Raw genomic sequence first — 18,444 nt, 5'->3', positions numbered from 1 at the left:
TCTTTCCTCTTTAATAAACCCGTACTTTGGGCTCGAACGGTTTAACATACTTTGGTGTGACATTGACGGGGCGATAATCAATTTTATGGTTTTCTTCAAAGTAGAGCGTATGTTTTATCCATTCTTCGTCATTTCGGTCCGGATAATCTTCTCGGCTATGGGCGCCACGACTCTCCGTTCTTGCTAACGCCGATTGGGCAGTTGCGCAGGCAGTTGCCATCAGGTTATCCAACTCTAAAGCCACGAGACGCTCGGTATTAAAAATGTGGCTCTTATCGCTAATGGAAGCAGTGAGCAGCCTGCTTCTTAATTCTTCCAGCCGGTGTAGGCCTTTTGACATAACTTCCCCTGTACGGAATACGCCAAAATCCTCTTGCATGACGCGCTGCATCTCTTTGCGAATGTCAGCTGGGTTTTCACCATCTTTATTGGTTTCCCATCGTTGGTAGCGGGCTAAACCAGCATCGATATCATCATCGGAAACATAAGGCATTTCAGGCAATTGATTCGATAACCATAGCTCTTCAATGTGCATGCCAGCTGCTCTGCCAAACACCACTAAGTCAAGTAAGGAGTTACCGCCTAACCTATTCGCCCCATGAACCGAAACACAAGCGCATTCACCGACAGCATACAGTCCCTCAATCACGTGATCTTTACCTTTTTTATGGGAGATTACTTGCCCATGAATGTTGGTTGGAATGCCACCCATCGAATAGTGACAGGTAGGTACAACTGGAATTGGTTCTATGATGGGATCAACGCCAGCAAATTTAAGGGATAGTTCACGAATACCGGGTAAACGGGACTTAATCAAATCAGATCCCAAGTGATCTAATTTCAATTTAACATAATCTTCACCGTCCGGATCAAAACCATGACCGTTGCGAATTTCTAACGCCATTGACCGGGCAACCACATCCCGAGATGCAAGATCCTTAACCCGAGGAGCATAGCGCTCCATGAAGCGTTCGCCGTCTTTATTGATAAGGTAACCACCTTCTCCCCGGCATCCTTCAGTCACTAGTGTTCCAGCTCCGGCAATCCCGGTAGGATGGAATTGCCACATTTCCATATCTTGAAGCGGTAGACCGGCACGTAAAGCCATGCCAAAGCCATCTCCGGTATTAATATGGGCATTGGTGGTAGATTGATAAATTCGGCCGGCCCCACCGGTTGCAAACACACATACGCGCGTTTGGTAAAAAACGACTTCGCCTGTTTCGATGTTCATCGCAGTGACACCAGCAATGCGGCCTGTGCTGGTTTGGACAATATCCAGGGCATACCATTCGCTGAAAATATGAGCATTCGCTTTGATGTTTTGCTGGTATAAGGTATGCAGTAAGGCATGCCCGGTCCTATCGGCGGCGGCACATGTTCTGGCAGCTTGATCCCCGCCAAAATTTTTGGACTGCCCACCGAATTGGCGTTGATAAATTTTGCCGTTGTCCATGCGCGAAAAGGGTAGCCCCATATGCTCTAATTCATAGACGACTTCGGGACCCGATTTACACAAATATTCAATGGCTTCTTGGTCACCAATATAATCCGCCCCTTTTACAGTGTCGTACATGTGCCAATGCCAATTATCTTCGTCCGCATTTCCTAACGCAGCTGTGATTCCTCCTTGAGCGGAAACAGTGTGAGAGCGCGTTGGGAAAACTTTTGACAAGAGGGCGACTTTCATTCCTGACTGGGCCAGTTGTAAGGCCGCACGCATGCCAGCGCCGCCAGCGCCTACAATAACCGCATCAAATTTGTTTCGAGCAATTGTCATATTATAGCCCCCATAAGATCATGATGCCCCAGGTGAATAGGAGCAATAAAACGCCAAGGATAACCATCTGTACCATAATTCTTAAACTCGTTGGTTTAATATAGTCAGTGGTTACTGTCCATAATCCTACCCAGGCATGCAATAACACCGCCAATAAAGATAGAATGCTCCCCAGCTTCATGATGGGGTTAGAAAACAAGGTTAGCCATTGCTGATACGTAAGTTGTGGATGACTTAAAATAAAGCCCAATAAGAATAAAGCATAAATGGCTAAAAAAACCGCTGTGACACGTTGTATTAACCAATCTTTTAATCCATTCCCCGTTAAACTAGTGACATTCGTTACCATATCCAGATTCCTGCTAAAATTGCCAAAATGATTGCTATAACAATAACGGTTGCAGCACTCTTACGTCCTGACGATAAATCCTCACCCCATCCTAAATCCATGAAAATATGCCTTAGACCGGCTAGGATGTGGTAGCCCAAGGACACCAAAAAAGCCCAAATTATAATTAAATGGATGGGTGATCCTAGTAATGATTTTGTGGCAATAAAGGACTTCTCCGATTGAAGAGAAGCATGTAAGTACCACATCATAAACGGCAATAGGACAAAAATACCTATGCCAGATAGTCGGTGGAAGATTGATGCGATAGCCATGACTGGAAAACGCATCGTTGCCAAATCTAAATTGACGGGTCTCTTTTTATTCATTGATTGTACCTTCTGTCCTAAATTACAAATCACAATTACTTAGGGACGTTCCCAAGGGTATACCCCTAATTAAAAAAAATTTCGTAGGACATCCATGACGCATGCCCTGACGAATCCTTTCTTAATACATTATAATCCAAGATAAGCGATTGAAAATGATAAAATTTCCAATGCATTAGTATTTTACCTCGTTGTTTTATAGGTAAAATGTACTTCTAACAGCAGTGATTTTACTCAACTGTCACCGATTTTGCCAGATTTCGAGGTTGATCGACATCAGTGCCTTTGGCAACGGCAACATGGTATGACAGAAGCTGTAATGGAATCGTATATATAATGGGTGCTACCCACTCACCACAGGTTGGCACGGGGATTAATATGGCTCCATTAGCCTGCCAATCATGCTGGTCATCCACAAATACGAATAACTGCCCACCACGCGCGCTAACCTCATGTAAATTGGATTTTAATTTGTTTAACAGTTCATTATTCGGTGCAACTGCCACAACGGGCATTTTATCATCAACTAATGCCAGTGGGCCATGTTTTAATTCTCCCGCAGGATAGGCTTCAGCATGGATATATGAGAGTTCTTTCAGTTTAAGAGCACCTTCTAAGGCAACAGGGTATTGGACCCCTCGACCTAGGAACAGGGTATGTTCTTTATTCACAAACGAAGCGGCTAATTCCTCAATCAGCGGGTCCATTTTTAGAACTTGTTCGACGAGTTGTGGAAGCGTTTGTAATTGGGCGATAACTTCGTTTCCTCGACCATCCTGGTTGAGAGCAATGCCTAACATGAGGAAGGCCAACAACTGGGTTGTGAATGCTTTGGTTGAGGCAACGCCAATTTCAATACCCGCCCTTGTTAAAAAAGTTAGCTCCGTTTCGCGAACTAACGAGCTGCTTGGAACGTTGCATATTGCCATGGTGGCTAAGTAATTCAGGGTTTTTGCTTTTTGAAGTGCGGCCAAGGTATCAGCCGTTTCACCTGATTGAGATACGGCAATAAACAAAGAATTGTCTGGAACAACCACATTTCGATAGCGATACTCACTGGCGATTTCAACTTGAGTGGGCAATCCTGCTAAGGATTCTAGCCAATATTTTGCGACGAGGCCTGCATGATAGCTTGTGCCACAGGCAACAATATGGATGTGCTTTGTTCGTTGAAATATATCGGTTGCATGGTCGCCGAAACTGGCTTTGACCACCTTGGGACTGACAATTCTTCCCTCTAAGGTGTCGAGTAGGACGCGGGGTTGCTCATAGATTTCTTTTTGCATGAAGTGACGGTAATTTTCTTTGCCAATCACTGCTTGCTCGGCTTCTAATTTGTGCATGGTTCGAGTGCAAGTCTTACCGGCCTTATTAACTATTTTAAAGGAAGACTGTGTCAGGATAGCACTGTCGCCTTCTTCCAAATAGCAAACTTTATCCGCAAATCCACGTAAAGCGAGCGTATCCGAGGCTATAAAATGGCCATGTTTACTGGTGCCAATAATAAGAGGACTACCTTGACGAACAACGACTAACTCATCGGGCTGGTCCTTATGAATGATGGCCAGTGCAAAAGCACCTTGTAATTCTTGAACTGCACTGGATACTGCTTTATGCAGATTTTTATGATCCTGATAATAATAATGAACGAGATGGGCAATCACTTCTGAGTCAGTTTCTGAGTAGAACTCATAGCCTTTTCCTTGGAGAAAATCCCTTAAATTGAGATGATTTTCAATAATTCCATTATGGACAAGCGCTAGCTCTTCTGCTGAAACATGAGGGTGTGCGTTGGTTTCGCAGGGTTTTCCGTGTGTGGCCCAGCGCGTATGACCGATCCCCAAGAAGCCTGCTAATTGACGACCCTTAACTGTTTCCGTAAGGACGTTAACTTTACCTGAAATGCGACAACGGTTTAGCATTCCTTCATTTGATAATATAGCGATGCCAGCCGAGTCGTAGCCCCTATATTCTAAGCGCTGCAGGCCTTCTAGCAGAAAACTTTGAACGTCTGCATCGGTAATCGCACCAACAATTCCGCACATAGAAGCCTCGATGGTTAATAAAAAAATAAGATTATGTCATAAATTTTGCAGCTACTCTAGAGGCATTGGCAATGAGCTGAAATGAAGGAATTTGCGAATGCCATTCAAGTTCTTTTAAGAACCCTAGGGAGGATCCCTAGTCACTCGGATTATTTAGTCTTATAAATTTAGAATAGCATAAAATTGGCATTGTCAATGATCCCTGGTATTTGTGTATTCCGACGCAAGAATAAAGAATGGGTGCGGTCTCCATTGCAAATTAGAGTGCTTAGCATAGGATATTTTGCTTTTGAAGTTGGAGCTTAGCATGCGTAGCTATAAAGAACTGAAACTCTTTAATCCCGCACTGATTTATAGTTTTGAACCCGAGTCCTCTCCCAAAGCTCTCCATTTTCAGATCCTACTTTGGCCGAGCTGATTCAGATAAGAATGGCAATGAATCATTATGCCAAACAAATAAAAGCAATCAATCCAGAGTATGATTTGGATAAAATCTCAATAACAATAACAGAAAGATTCCCCATGCTAAATAGGTTAGATGCGGACAATAATCAACATGCAATAATGGCGTGTCAAATCATGTTAAAAATCATGGAAAGGGCGATTTTATTGTTCTTTGTGATGAGATCAATACTGAAAAAATGCTCTCTACAAATCCAGTTCAGCAATACCAAAAATGATATGGAGTAAACGTTGCCATTGCTAGGTTTAGGGTAAGTAGCCCCCCATGGATAAGGGGGGCAATTTAATCTAACCAGCGCGATGGGCATCCATTATATCAACCAGTGGATAAAGAAAGTTCAAATATTCATTTTACCCCGATGTGCTTGGTGATCGCTGACTTAATCTTAAGGTGTCATCCCTATCGAGCGGTAATGAGTCCATGCCTTTTGTACTAAACATGCCAAGCGTTGCCACACTAGAAGTAGATATCTTATGGCTGGATGACTGACTGGGCTGATCGTCCAGCGTGTTTTGCATTTCGATCATTCTTTTGAAGCTATCCATACGCTGTGAGGTCAGTAAACCAAGTTCATGAGCCGATTTTTGTAAGGTTTTATGGGCGGTTGATTTTGGATGGTACTGTGAAGCCATATGCAAGGCTAGATTTTGAGCTAGGGATACGTCTCCTTTTGCATTCCATAGAAGTAGCATCGACAAAGGATTGTTTCTGCCTAAGCAGGCTGCCAATTGGATGGGTGTTAGGCCATCTTCCGATTGGATATGGATATTATCCATTTCTGGAAGCATCTCCATGATTCCTTTCTCTTCTTTAAGCGTCGCCATGATATGCAGCGGCGGTAATTTAAATTGTTCAAAATTATTATTGTTGAACTGTTCAAATAGCAAAGGCAAAGTAGCATGATGTTGGGCTAAGGTCATGGCAGTTTGTCGATGTTTATTTTCGATTGTTGAGTCAGCGCCATGGAGGAGTAAACAACGAATCATTGCTTCGTTTTTTAAAGTGGTAGCGATGTGTAAAGGTGTGTCTCCTTGTTTGTTTGTTTGATTAGGATAAACGCGTTGGTTACACAACCATCGGACTAAGTCTACGTTGCCACTTTTGACAGCAGAATGCAAAACACTATCTTTATTGTCATTGAGGGCATTGAGTTTTGCACCATGCGCTACCAGATGAATTACGGTGGATAAATGACCGATGTCTGCCGCTGCGTGGAGGACTGTCCCGCCACCATTGTATGGAAATTTTCCATATCGATAGTGTTTGTTAATCAGGTTAGACATTTTTTTCGGTTCGAGCAGTAATAATGCATCAATTGCCTTTTCGTGTCCTTTTATTGTGGCAAACATTAAACTGGCCTGAATACAGATGTTGGAAAAATGCCGCTGATGACCGCCGATGATTTCTATGATCTGGTGATGGCCTTGACTGGCAGCTAAACAGAGCATAAGGTCCAGATCCAGGTTCCTCACTTTTTTAACACGACTTTTTAGGGAAGCCAGCATCGCCTGAAAAACCTCGGTATGGCCTCGGGCAGCGGCAATATCGATGGGTCGGAAGTGAGAGTTATTTTTGAGAAAAGGGTTTGCATGTTTATCAAGTAACCATTTGGTCACTTCCACATTGCCAGTCATCGCACACATATGCAAAAGCGTGTTGTTTTCCGTGTAGGGTTGATTAACATCAAAATTATCCGTAAATAGTTCTTCAGCAATATCTAAATAGCCTTCAACAAGCGCAACTGTGATAGGATAATAACCCAATCCACATGCTCGGGTGGTTATAAGGGTGTCATTTTTCAGCAACAATTTGGCTGTGTCTGGATGATTGTATCGAAGAGCAACATAGAATGCGCTTTGACAATGAATATCTTCGTCATTAATATCTGCGCCTTGCTCCAATAACCATTCGCACACTTGCATGTGTCCCTTCATAGAAGCAAGAATCAGCGGCGTATTGCCAAATTTGTCGCGATCTTGTAAAGATGTGGGTTTATATAAGGCATTTGCTAGTTGTAAATGGCCAAAATAGCAAGCCACCTGAAAGGCAGTATAATGATTTGTTTGTAAGGTAGCGCCATGGCTCAGTAAAAATTGCGTCATTTTCAAATTACCATGACGGATGGCATAAAACAGAGGTGTATGTTGGTGATTGTCAATTGCATTGATATCGTGTGACTCAAGCATTTCTTCATTGACCAACCCATCAAATTCAGCATCCGTTGCTTGTTTTGAAAGCTCAAAAATATCCATATTTTATTCCTATTCTTGTTGTGAATTTCTACAACACCCAACCCAAAAAAAGCAGGGGGGGATTTTTCATATTACATAGACTCTAATAACAAAGATAGATTAGACGGGTGGGTTTGTATGGTTAAGTTTGGAGCGATTAAAGCGTCTCCAATTTCCTTCCAATTATCGAATTAGTCAGGTGATGGCTCGAAGCATAGAAAGGATGGGAATATTTGGGAAGTACTTTTATTTTCTCATGAGTTCGGTTATAGTCTCGGCGTTGAAAATGAAAGGCATGGGTTATGAGAGAAAAAATCGTTGCAGCTAACTGGAAAATGCATGGTGATCCAGAATGGGCTGAGCGCTATTGCAACCAGTTATCCAATGCACTAGCGACGAACGCTGGTTCGGCTACTGTGATTATTTTCCCACCCTTTCCTTTTATGCTACAACCCGCATTTCAAAAGCGTCAGCACTTTTTTGTTGGACCGCAAAATTTTTATCCTGCTCAATCGGGCGCATACACTGGCGAAGTGTCGCTGTCGATGTTTCCGCCTTCCTTATGCCGGTATGCCCTGGTTGGTCACTCTGAGCGCAGGCATATTCTGCATGAAAGTGAAAAATTTATTGCAGAAAAATTCCACCATGCAAAAGAACATGATATAGTACCGGTTTTGTGTGTGGGTGAAACTGACGAAGAGCGTGCCAATGGTCAAACAGAAGCCGTTCTTGTGCGCCAAATAGAAGCAGTTGCCCGAAATAACGTGCGTGCGTTTGAGGATGTTGTCATTGCCTATGAACCTGTGTGGGCAATCGGTACTGGAAAAACAGCAACACCTGAATTAGCGCAACAAGCTCACGCACTCATTCGCCAAATTATCAGTCAATTTGACGAAACAAGTGCGCGACGCATCCCTGTATTATATGGGGGAAGTGTTAAACCAAGTAATGCAGAAGCCTTATTTGCCATGCCAGATATCGATGGTGGGCTAATTGGGGGGGCGTCACTTGAAATCAATCAGTTTTTGGATATAGTGAAATGTATCAGTTAGTGCTAATAACCCATGTTTTTATTGCTGTCGTATTAATCGGATTGGTTCTCATTCAACACGGTAAGGGTGCTGACATCGGCGCCGCTTTCGGTTCAGGAGCTTCAAATACGGTTTTTGGTAGTCAAGGGTCCGGAGGATTTTTATTCAAGTTAACCGGTTCCTTGGCGATTGGATTTTTTGTGACCAGCTTAACGTTGTCATACTTGGTATCTAGCGATTATAACCAAGGTAAAAAACAGGCGTTGCCGGCTCAAAACAGCCAAGTAGATCAGTCTTTGCCCGCTCCTGCGGAGTGAGTATAAGGCCGAAAAGGCTTCCTTCTTGAATGAGAAGTCATCGTGCGTAATTTTTAGAAAATTAGTAACAATTGTCTCAACGGGTTGTCAAAATACCGATGAAATAAGGTTGCAATATATTGCCGAAGTGGTGGAATTGGTAGACACGCCGTCTTGAGGGGGCGGTGGCGAAAGCCGTGCCGGTTCGAGTCCGGCCTTCGGCACCAATACTTAATACTTAGGAAGCATTTTATGTTAGCAGAGTATTTACCTATATTGGTTTTTATTGTCATAGGCCTCGCCTTAGGCGTAGCGATGATGGGCGCAGGTAGTTTGCTGTCAAAGCACAATCCTGATGCAGCAAAAGTTTCGCCCTATGAGTGTGGGTTTGGCGTCTTCGAAAATACCCGCATTCCCTTTGACGTTCGCTTCTATTTAGTGGCAATCCTATTTATCATTTTTGATCTTGAAACGGCCTTCTTTGTTCCATGGGCTGCAGTTTTAAGAGAGCTAGGTTGGTTTGGTTTCAATGCGATGATGTTATTCTTGGGTCTCCTAGTTATTGGTTTTATATACGAATGGAAAAAGGGAGCACTGGATTGGGAATAATCCATTTGGCTAACTATTTATTTTAATTGTATTCACAAAAATTACAGAGGCGACAATGGCGGTCTCAGCATTAGAAAAAAGTGGTTTTTTAACAACTTCCATCGATAAGCTAGTTGGCTGGGCTCGAACAGGCTCAATGTGGCCGATGACATTTGGCTTGGCCTGTTGTGCTGTCGAAATGATGCATGTGGGCGCTGCTCGTTATGATTTAGATCGATTTGGTATCATCTTTAGACCCAGTCCGAGACAGTCGGATGTCATGATTGTCGCAGGAACCTTGTGCAATAAAATGGCGCCAGCTTTGAGAAAGGTATACGATCAAATGCCCGAACCACGATGGGTTATATCCATGGGGTCTTGCGCTAACGGTGGTGGCTACTACCATTATTCTTATTCAGTTGTGCGAGGGTGTGATCGCATCGTTCCAGTGGATGTTTATGTCCCTGGCTGTCCGCCAACAGCGGAAGCATTGCTGTATGGCATTATCCAATTACAAAACAAGATCCGTAAAAAACCTATCATTGAAGCCTAGACAATTTAAGAGCAGAATACCTATGCAAAAAATTGACAGTTTATCGACCCAAGTACAACAAGTGTTAGGTCAGTTAATTCAGAATACAATGATTCATACCAATGAGCTGACAATTGAAGTCGATGCAAACAATGTCCGTGATGTGATGATGACGCTGCGAGATGATAAATCCCTTCAGTTTAATCAATTAATGGATGTCTGTGGCGTTGACTACTTATTGTATGGTGAGTATGACTGGGAAACGGAAGCAGCCACTGAATCTGGGTTTTCACGAGGCGTGGAGCGTCAAGAAGCGAAAGCTTATGCGATGGAAAAGCCACGGTTTGCCGTTGTCTATCATTTATTATCGACTGTTCATAATACCCGCATTCGTGTCAGGGCATTTCTTTCAGAAGATAAATTGATGATCGAATCTGTCCATGATGTATGGAAATCCGCTAACTGGTTTGAGCGGGAAGCCTATGATTTATATGGTATTTTATTTGCCAATCACCCTGATTTGAGAAGAATATTGACCGATTATGGGTTCATCGGATATCCATTTAGAAAGGATTTCCCGTTAAGTGGCCATGTTGAAATGCGATATGATGCTAAGCTGCAAAAGGTAGTTTATGAACCCGTTGACATTGAACCTAGAATAACGGTGCCCAAAGTGATCCGTAACGATAATCGTTACTATGATCTGCAAAATGGGAGCGAATCATGATTGAATTAAAAAATTACACCCTGAATTTTGGCCCACAACATCCTGCTGCACATGGAGTTTTGCGGCTTGTCATGGAGTTAGAGGGGGAGACGATTGTCCGTGCAGATCCCCATATTGGCTTATTGCATCGTGCCACTGAAAAATTAGCTGAGACCAAACCGTTTATTCACAATATCGGGTATATGGACAGATTGGATTACGTCTCCATGATGTGTAATGAACATGCCTATGTGATGGCAATTGAAAAGCTATTAGGTGTTACCCCTCCGAAGCGTGCTTTATATATAAGAACGATGTTTGATGAGGTCACTCGTATCCTCAATCATTTACTGTGGCTAGGAGCGACAGCGCTCGATATTGGCGCCATGTCAGTTTTTCTATACTGCTTTCGCGAACGAGAAGATTTATTTGATTGTTACGAAGCGGTTTCTGGTGCGCGTATGCATGCCACTTACTACCGTCCAGGAGGCGTTGCGAGGGATTTACCCGATAGCATGCCGCAATATAAACCCTCTCGCTGGCATAGTGAAAAGGAAGTGGACAAATTAAACCAAAATCGCCAGGGTAATTTACTGGACTTTCTTTGGGCATTTACGGAGCGTTTCCCAAACTGTGTTGATGAATATGAAACGCTATTGACTGACAATCGCATTTGGAAACAGCGTACAGTTGATATTGGCGTTGTTTCTCCAGAAGAAGCATTGCAATGGGGATTTTCCGGCCCGATGTTAAGAGGCAGCAATATTGCTTGGGATTTGCGAAAAAAACAGCCCTATGCCGCCTATGATGAAATAGAATTTGATATTCCAGTGGGTCAGACAGGCGATTGCTACGACAGATACCTTGTTCGTGTTGAAGAATTACGGCAGTCAAACCGTATCATTCGTCAATGTATTGAATGGCTTAGGAGTAATCCCGGCCCAATTAAAATTGATGACCATAAAATTACACCGCCAACACGAGAAGAGATGAAGCATGATATGGAAGCGCTAATTCACCATTTCAAGCTATTTACAGAAGGTTTTTGCTTGCCTAGAGGGGAAGTCTATTCGGCCGTAGAGGCTCCAAAAGGCGAATTTGGCATTTATCTGGTATCCGATGGCGCTAATAAGCCGTATCGTCTCAAGATAAGAGCCCCAGGATTTTCACATTTATCCAGCTACAATGATATGGTTAAAGGGCATATGCTCGCCGATGGTGTGGCTATTCTAGCTAGCCAAGATATCGTGTTTGGTGAGATTGACCGTTAAAATGAACGATAGGTTATATAAATAGATGCAAGGTTAAAAATATGTCTGATAATTCAGCCAAATTACTTAAAGAACTGATATCCAGCAAGGCCATAGAAGAAATTGATCAGTGGATTGCAAAATATCCAGCCGATCAAAAGCAATCTGCTGTTATGAGAGGCTTGATGATTATCCAGGAAGAAAAAAATCACTTAACCCCTCCATTGATGGATGCGCTAGCCTCCTATCTAGATATGCCGCCGATTGCTGTTTATGAGGTTGCTACATTCTATTCAATGTATGAGCACAAACCTCATCCAAGGCATACTATCAATGTCTGCACAAACATCTCGTGTATGTTAAGCGGTTCTAACGATGTCGTTAAATACTTGGAAAATAAATTGGATGTCTCGCTCGGCGGTAACACCAATGATGGTCGGTTTGCTTTACGTTCTGTTGAGTGCTTAGGCGCGTGTGTTAATGCGCCAATGATGCAAATTGATAAAGATTATCATGAAAATTTAACCCACGAAAAAATTGATCAAGCCATTGAGGAGTATAAATGAAACGCTTTCAACGAGATTTGATCAAGGAAGGAGGCTGATATGACTGATTGTTTGAATCAGGTCTGCTACCGCACAAGACATTTACCCAATCCTCATGCCATGTCAACTTACCAAAGCGTTGGTGGGTATAGCGCATGGCGAAAGATATTAACAGAAAAAATCCCTCCCCATGATATTATTGAAGAAGTTAAAACATCGGCATTACGTGGTCGTGGGGGAGCTGGCTTCCCAACAGGGCTAAAGTGGAGCTTTATGCCTAAAAATAAAGACATACAAAGCTATCTTGTTTGTAACTCTGATGAGGGCGAGCCAGGCACCTGCAAAGATAGAGACATTATGAATTATAATCCTCATCAGCTGGTAGAAGGGATGGCGATTTGTGGATACGCAATTGGCGCAACAGTAGGGTATAACTATATCCGTGGTGAATTTTGGTTGCCATTTGAACGCATGGAACAAGCAATTGCAGAAGCTTATGAAGCAGGCCTACTCGGTAAAAATATCCTGGGAAGTGGGGTTGATTTTGATTTATATAACCATTTAGGAGCCGGTGCTTATATTTGTGGTGAGGAAACGGCCTTATTAAACTCCTTGGAAGGCAAAAAAGGACAGCCACGCTTCAAGCCACCTTTTCCCGCAAATTATGGTTTATATGGCAAACCTACCACCATCAATAATACCGAAACACTGGCATCTGTCCCTGTTATCCTGGAAAAAGGGGCTAAGTGGTTCTTAGATATGGGTAAACCCAATAATGGCGGAACAAAATGTTTTTCAGTTAGCGGACATGTCAATAAACCAGGGAATTATGAAATTCCACTTGGTACGCCATTCAAAGATCTTTTAGAATTAGCTGGCGGTGTGAGAGAAGGGCGTAAAATCAAAGCGGTGATCCCGGGCGGTTCATCGATGAAAGTTCTACCAGGTGATGTGATGATGCAATTGGATATGGATTACGACAGTATTCAAAAAGCTGGATCAGGGCTTGGTTCTGGGGCAGTCATCATTATGGATGAAACAACTTGTATGGTGGACGTTCTTTACCGGATCGCGGAATTTTACGATGAAGAGTCTTGCGGTCAGTGCACCCCTTGCCGAGAAGGTACGGGGTGGTTAGTTCGTTTATTACATCGGATCAAATCAGGACATGCGGAACAGAGTGACATTGAGAAGTTAGTCCATGTCGCTGATAGCATTGAAGGTCGAACCATTTGTGCATTTGGTGAAGCAGCTGCTTGGCCAGTACAAAGTTTCGTCAAGCATTTTTATCATGAATTTGAATATTTTGTGAAGCACAAGCGATCGCTGGTAGCGGCATAATCGAGAAGGTTAATTCCATGGCAACGATAGAAATAGATGGCAAAAAGATAGACGTTGATAATGGCAAAATGATTATTGAAGTGGCTGATGAAGCAGGTATTTACATCCCCCGCTTTTGTTACCATAAGAAGTTATCGGTTGCAGCTAACTGCCGTATGTGCTTAGTTGAAGTTGAAAATGGCCGGAAACCGGTCCCCGCTTGCGCAACGCCAATAACAGATGGCATGAAAGTCTTCACAAAATCTGAAGAGGCCATTCGCTCGCAAAAAGCAGTGATGGAGTTCTTGCTAATTAATCACCCGCTTGATTGCCCCATATGCGACCAAGGTGGTGAGTGTGAATTACAAGATATTTCAATGGGATTTGGCTATGATGCTTCTGAATATGAAGAAAGCAAACGCTCATTTGACGATGATAATATCGGCCCCTTGATCTCGACTGAAATGACACGGTGCATCCACTGTACACGCTGCGTGCGCTTTGGTGATGAAGTTGGTGGTCTGCGAGAATTGGGTGCCACCGGTCGGGGAGAAACGACACACATTGGTACCTATATAAAGCACAGCATGGAGTCTGAAGTATCGGGTAATGTCATCGATTTGTGCCCTGTTGGTGCTTTGACATCAAAACCTTATCGATTCACAGGTAGGGCATGGGAGATGACACAGCATGATAGCATTGCTCCTCATGATTGTATCGGTTCTCATATACACCTTCATGTTCGCCGAGGACGGTTAATGCGGGCGGTGCCACGAGAATATGAACCGATTAATGAGACTTGGTTGTCCGATAGGGATCGATTTAGTTATCTAGGTCTGACGGCGCCGACAAGAGCATCAAAACCCCAAATTAAAAAAGGGGGTGAATGGCAAACCACTGATTGGGAAACCGCCTTGAAATTTGCAGCGGAAGGGATTTCCCATATTATCAAAAAGCATGGTCCAGAGCAGTTTGCAGCATTTGCAAGCCCATCTTCCACGGTTGAAGAAGGGTATTTATTGCAGAAGTTGATGCGCTCACTCGGCGTGACCAATATCGATTATCGACTTCACCAAACTGATTTTGCAGACCAAGAACACCGACCAGTTTTGGCGGGTAATAATCTTGCTTATCAAGCTATCGAAGAGCAAGAAAACATTGTAATGATTGGTTGCAATATTACGCGCGAAGTGCCGTTAGCTGGTGTAAGAGTCAGAAAAGCGGTCCAATCAGGGGCAAAGGTTGCTCACCTTAACCCCGTGGATTATGATTTTCATTTCACTACTAGCGTCTCACTGGTGTCTGCTCCTCAGGAGTTACCTTTTGATTTAGCAAAGATATTGATTGGTTGCGTCGATGGCGAAATAGAGAAATTGCCAGAAGCAATGAAACCATTATTGATTGGCTTAACACCAGATGATAATCACCGGAAGATAGCAGCGATGTTATCTGCTGAAAAGGCGGTGATGCTTACGGGCGCGCTCTTTGAAAACCATCCTCAGGCTAGTTTGTTAAGAACGTTATCAACCTTAATACAAAAACACAGCGGTGCAAAGTACCTACACTTCTCAACGGGTGCTAATTCAACCGGTCTTTCGCTGGCAGGTATGTTGCCGCATCGTGGGCCAGCAGGAAAACGTGAAGAGTCAGTTGGGCTTGATGTTCAAGCTGCTCTCTCAGCGAATTTGGCTGGTTATTTTTTAATGAATACAGAGCCTGGGTTTGATTTTGAAAATCCAGGTTTAGCAAGAAAAGCGGTCCTTGGTGCACAATTTGTGGTGTTATTGTCGGCCTATAGTGAAGAGTCGATGAAAGATTACGCAGACGTCATTCTACCCATGGCTCCTTATGCGGAGACGTCAGGAACATACATCAATATTGACAATAGCTGGCAATCTTTTAAAGGCGCATTACAACCCTATGAAGAAGCACGACCTGCTTGGAAAATATTGCGTGTTATGGGCAATCTTTTGCAATGCCCCGGGTTTGATTTTGTATCAAGTGATGAGATACTTCAGGAACTAAAATCGCACACTCAGCTGATGGCGATAGAAGAATATCCTCTGTATCTGCCTAACGCCATTCTTGAGCCCAATGCGGCGATACAACGAGTGGGCGAGTGGCCCTTGTATCGAGGGGATGCCATTGTTCGTCGAGCTGAAGCGCTTCAACGATGTGCCGCTGCAGAGAGCAGCTGCATCCGTATCAATCCCAAAACAGCGGACAGATTACATTTAGGCGAATCTGCAACTGTATCTCAAGGCGATATTGAGATAACATTACCACTAAAGCGCGATCACCGAATCGCATTGGATGTGGTATGGTTACCCAATGCGATGCAAGAGACAGCGGATCTAGGCCATTCGTTTGCTGAGATTAATATTAAGCGAGAAACAGGTAAATAAATATGCAACATATGTTTCAAGACATTGGTATTTTAATTTGGATTATTATCAAAATCGTTGTAATCCTGATTCCGTTGTTGATTGCGGTTGCGTATTTGACTTACGCAGAACGAAAAGTTATCGGTTATATCCAAACTCGAATTGGTCCAAATCGAGTTGGTTATAAAGGGTTACTGCAACCGTTTGCTGATTTGCTGAAGTTAATCACCAAAGAAATTGTTGTCCCGGCTAAGTCAAACAAGTATTTATTTATCATTGCCCCACTTTTCGCGCTTGCCCCCGCTCTTGCGGGTTGGGCGGTCATCCCATTCTCAGAAGGTGTGGTTTTATCAAACATTAACGCGGGCGTGCTGTATTTGTTTGCGATGAGTTCCCTGGGGGTGTATGGCGTTTTGATTGCCGGTTGGGCATCCAATTCTAAATACGCCATGTTTGGCGCACTACGAAGCACGGCACAGACAATTTCGTATGAAATTGCTATGGGGTTTTGTTTGGTGGGTGTTATTCTTGCTGCCGGGCATATGAACATATCCGAGATTGTATTAGCGCAAAAAGGTGGTCTAAGCCATTGGTTTTTTATTCCCCTGTTACCACTGTTTCTAATATTTTGGATATCGGGGGTTGCAGAAACAAACCGTGCACCTTTTGACTTGGCTGAAGGCGAGTCTGAGATTGTTGCTGGTTTCCATGTTGAGTATTCGGGGATTGGTTTTGCCTTATTTTTCTTATCTGAATATGCCAGCATGATTTTAATTTCAGCCGCTATCACCTTATTATTTTTAGGTGGATGGTTGTCTCCATTCGAAGGGATGCCTCTCTTAGAAAGCATCTTTTTTGTGGTGCCAGGGTTTGTGTGGTTTTTTATTAAAGTATCATTATTTTTATTTATTTATTTATGGATGCGGGCAACCTTCCCAAGGTATCGCTATGATCAATTGATGCGATTAGGTTGGAAAGTATTAATTCCAACAACTATCGTTTGGGTAGTTGTGACAGCTTTAATGGTTGAATTGCACGTTAATCCGTGGTTCGCATGATAACGATATAGAATAAGAGTGTTCGAATGAAGAAATCGTATCGATACATAAAGCACTATTTGCGCAGCTTCTTCTTAACAGAACTGCTAGTTGGTTTGATGCTGACAGTGAAGTATTTCTTTAAGAAAAAAACAACAGTTCAGTTTCCAGAAGAGCAAACACCCATTTCCCCTCGATTTAGAGGGATGCTCGCTTTACGACGTTACCCAAATGGTGAAGAGCGATGTATTGCGTGCAAATTATGCGAAGCAATATGCCCTGCATTAGCAATTACAATAGAATCAGAACCTAGAGAAGATGGCTCTCGGAGAACAACACGGTATGATATTGATGTATTTAAATGCATCAACTGCGGGTTATGTGAAGAATCTTGTCCGGTGGACTCCATCGTTGTTACACCCATCCATCATTACCATATCAATGAGCGTGGGCAAAACATTATGACAAAAGAAAAGTTGCTAGCGGTCGGTGATATGATGGAAGCCCGTTTAGCAGAAGATCGTATGCAAGATAAAAAATATCGTTAATGGGGAAATAATGCACGAATTATTCATTCAGGTCGTATTCTACGGTTTTGCAGCACTGGCAGTATTATCTGCTTTGATGGTCATTACCCAAAACAACCCAGTTCGGTGTGTGCTGTTCTTAGTGTTGACGTTTTTTGCTAGTGCTGGTTTGTGGATCATTGCCCAAGCAGAATTTTTAGCGCTGATTTTGGTGCTCGTCTATGTGGGTGCAGTCATGACATTATTCTTATTCGTTGTGATGATGTTAGACATCGAGGTAGAATCCCTCCGAGGTCATTTTGCGCGCTACCTACCTTTCGGACTTATCCTAGTAGCCCTGCTGGCTGGATTATTGATGATAGCACTACCTTCAAACACCTTTGACAATAGTATTGTTGAAACAAGCCAAGCTGTGACCTACCTTGAGCCGTCGAATGAAGGGGGAACCCAAGAAGCGTTGTCCAACACCAAGCGGTTAGGCATGGTACTTTACACCGAATATTTGCTCCCTTTTGAAATGGCGGCAATGTTATTACTCGTCGCTATTGTTGCAGCCATCACCTTAGCCCACACTAACCGTGTTCGCTCGAAGCGGCAGGATATTCGCCAACAGCTGATGACAAGGCGAGAGGATAGGGTGCGGTTAATGCAAATAAAAAATGATAATAAATAAGGATCAATGAGATGATACCTGTCAGTCACTATGTGATTCTATCTTCAATACTGTTTGGATTTAGCTTGGTTGGCATCATGCTAAATCGTAAAAACATCATTTTGTTGTTAGTTTGCGTTGAATTGATGCTCTTAGCCGTCAATACGAATTTTGTTGCTTTTGCCCATTATTATAATTCGGTTGCCGGAGAAGCGTTTGTTTTCTTTATTTTGACCGTTGCTGCCGCTGAAGCAGCGATTGGACTAGCCATTGTCATGTTACTCTATCGAAATCGAGGCAACATTGACGTTGATAAACTCAACCATCTAAAAGGTTAAGC

General features: G+C 43.1%; 19 protein-coding genes and 1 tRNA gene. 15 read left to right on the top strand and 5 right to left on the bottom strand.

Features of this window, described 5'->3' with window-relative positions; genetic code table 11:
- Positions 1-10 precede the first annotated feature (10 nt).
- From sdhA to glmS, 4 genes are all read right to left on the bottom strand, one after another.
- A complete protein-coding gene (gene sdhA / locus AB3348_RS12690; protein WP_367607966.1) occupies positions 11-1,780 on the bottom strand; it encodes a succinate dehydrogenase flavoprotein subunit in 1,770 nt (589 codons plus the stop codon).
- Position 1,781: 1 nt separating this feature from the next.
- Positions 1,782-2,129 carry a succinate dehydrogenase, hydrophobic membrane anchor protein gene (gene sdhD / locus AB3348_RS12685; protein ID WP_367607965.1) on the bottom strand — a complete coding sequence of 116 codons (348 nt, stop codon included), beginning with the start codon at positions 2,127-2,129 and terminating at the stop codon, positions 1,782-1,784.
- Positions 2,123-2,497: a succinate dehydrogenase, cytochrome b556 subunit gene (gene sdhC / locus AB3348_RS12680; protein ID WP_367607964.1), complete on the bottom strand. Its 375-nt coding sequence runs from the start codon at positions 2,495-2,497 to the stop codon at positions 2,123-2,125. The genes sdhD and sdhC overlap by 7 nt, the downstream gene beginning before the upstream one ends.
- 230 nt (positions 2,498-2,727) lie before the next feature.
- A complete protein-coding gene (glmS, locus tag AB3348_RS12675) occupies positions 2,728-4,542 on the bottom strand; it encodes a glutamine--fructose-6-phosphate transaminase (isomerizing) (protein WP_367607963.1) in 1,815 nt (604 codons plus the stop codon).
- A 429-nt stretch (positions 4,543-4,971) separates the two neighbouring features.
- Here glmS and AB3348_RS12670 point away from each other — a divergent pair, with 429 nt between their 5' ends.
- Positions 4,972-5,232, top strand: coding sequence for a hypothetical protein (locus tag AB3348_RS12670; protein ID WP_367607962.1), 261 nt, complete (start codon positions 4,972-4,974; stop codon positions 5,230-5,232).
- 123 nt (positions 5,233-5,355) lie between these two features.
- Here the strand turns inward: AB3348_RS12670 and AB3348_RS12665 are convergent, their stop codons facing one another.
- Positions 5,356-7,257, bottom strand: a complete 1,902-nt coding sequence (locus AB3348_RS12665) for an ankyrin repeat domain-containing protein (RefSeq protein WP_367607961.1) — start codon at positions 7,255-7,257, stop codon at positions 5,356-5,358.
- Between the two features lie 281 nt (positions 7,258-7,538).
- Between AB3348_RS12665 and tpiA the strand changes: the two genes are divergently transcribed.
- The 14 genes from tpiA (at position 7,539) to nuoK (ending at position 18,442) form a co-directional block, all read left to right on the top strand.
- Positions 7,539-8,288, top strand: a complete 750-nt coding sequence (gene tpiA / locus AB3348_RS12660; protein WP_367607960.1) for a triose-phosphate isomerase — start codon at positions 7,539-7,541, stop codon at positions 8,286-8,288.
- A complete protein-coding gene (gene secG / locus AB3348_RS12655) occupies positions 8,276-8,584 on the top strand; it encodes a preprotein translocase subunit SecG (protein WP_367607959.1) in 309 nt (102 codons plus the stop codon). Before tpiA ends, secG begins: the two co-directional genes overlap by 13 nt.
- Before the next feature lie 121 nt (positions 8,585-8,705).
- A tRNA-Leu gene (locus AB3348_RS12650) sits at positions 8,706-8,790 on the top strand.
- A 25-nt stretch (positions 8,791-8,815) separates the two neighbouring features.
- A complete protein-coding gene (locus AB3348_RS12645; protein WP_367607958.1) occupies positions 8,816-9,172 on the top strand; it encodes an NADH-quinone oxidoreductase subunit A in 357 nt (118 codons plus the stop codon).
- 55 nt (positions 9,173-9,227) lie between these two features.
- The gene (locus AB3348_RS12640; RefSeq protein WP_367607957.1) at positions 9,228-9,704 is read left to right on the top strand and encodes an NADH-quinone oxidoreductase subunit B family protein; all 477 of its coding nucleotides are present in this window, start codon (positions 9,228-9,230) and stop codon (positions 9,702-9,704) included.
- Between the two features lie 22 nt (positions 9,705-9,726).
- Positions 9,727-10,410 carry an NADH-quinone oxidoreductase subunit C gene (locus tag AB3348_RS12635; RefSeq protein WP_367607956.1) on the top strand — a complete coding sequence of 228 codons (684 nt, stop codon included), beginning with the start codon at positions 9,727-9,729 and terminating at the stop codon, positions 10,408-10,410.
- On the top strand, positions 10,407-11,660 hold the full coding sequence (locus tag AB3348_RS12630) for an NADH-quinone oxidoreductase subunit D (RefSeq protein WP_367607954.1): 1,254 nt from the start codon (positions 10,407-10,409) through the stop codon (positions 11,658-11,660). Before AB3348_RS12635 ends, AB3348_RS12630 begins: the two co-directional genes overlap by 4 nt.
- Positions 11,661-11,701: 41 nt before the next feature.
- Positions 11,702-12,205, top strand: a complete 504-nt coding sequence (gene nuoE / locus AB3348_RS12625) for an NADH-quinone oxidoreductase subunit NuoE (protein ID WP_367607953.1) — start codon at positions 11,702-11,704, stop codon at positions 12,203-12,205.
- 39 nt (positions 12,206-12,244) lie between these two features.
- Positions 12,245-13,525, top strand: a complete 1,281-nt coding sequence (gene nuoF, locus AB3348_RS12620; protein WP_367607952.1) for an NADH-quinone oxidoreductase subunit NuoF — start codon at positions 12,245-12,247, stop codon at positions 13,523-13,525.
- A gap of 17 nt (positions 13,526-13,542) precedes the next feature.
- Positions 13,543-15,909 carry an NADH-quinone oxidoreductase subunit NuoG gene (gene nuoG / locus AB3348_RS12615; protein WP_367607951.1) on the top strand — a complete coding sequence of 789 codons (2,367 nt, stop codon included), beginning with the start codon at positions 13,543-13,545 and terminating at the stop codon, positions 15,907-15,909.
- 11 nt (positions 15,910-15,920) lie between these two features.
- Positions 15,921-16,946: an NADH-quinone oxidoreductase subunit NuoH gene (nuoH, locus tag AB3348_RS12610; protein ID WP_367607987.1), complete on the top strand. Its 1,026-nt coding sequence runs from the start codon at positions 15,921-15,923 to the stop codon at positions 16,944-16,946.
- Positions 16,947-16,972: 26 nt separating this feature from the next.
- Positions 16,973-17,473: an NADH-quinone oxidoreductase subunit NuoI gene (gene nuoI / locus AB3348_RS12605; RefSeq protein WP_367607950.1), complete on the top strand. Its 501-nt coding sequence runs from the start codon at positions 16,973-16,975 to the stop codon at positions 17,471-17,473.
- 10 nt (positions 17,474-17,483) lie between these two features.
- Positions 17,484-18,125 (top strand): NADH-quinone oxidoreductase subunit J, encoded by a 642-nt coding sequence (locus AB3348_RS12600; RefSeq protein ID WP_367607949.1) that lies wholly within the window; start codon positions 17,484-17,486, stop codon positions 18,123-18,125.
- 11 nt (positions 18,126-18,136) lie between these two features.
- Entirely contained in the window at positions 18,137-18,442 is a 306-nt protein-coding gene (gene nuoK / locus AB3348_RS12595) for an NADH-quinone oxidoreductase subunit NuoK (protein WP_367607948.1), read from the top strand.
- Positions 18,443-18,444 lie beyond the last annotated feature (2 nt).

Origin of the sequence: Legionella sp. W05-934-2 (assembly GCF_964199965.1) — a bacterium.
In the GTDB taxonomy this organism is placed as follows: Bacteria; Pseudomonadota; Gammaproteobacteria; order Legionellales; family Legionellaceae; genus JAFIFT01.
Note: the sequence above shows the minus strand (reverse complement) of the source record. Positions and strands in the feature narration are given on the sequence as shown.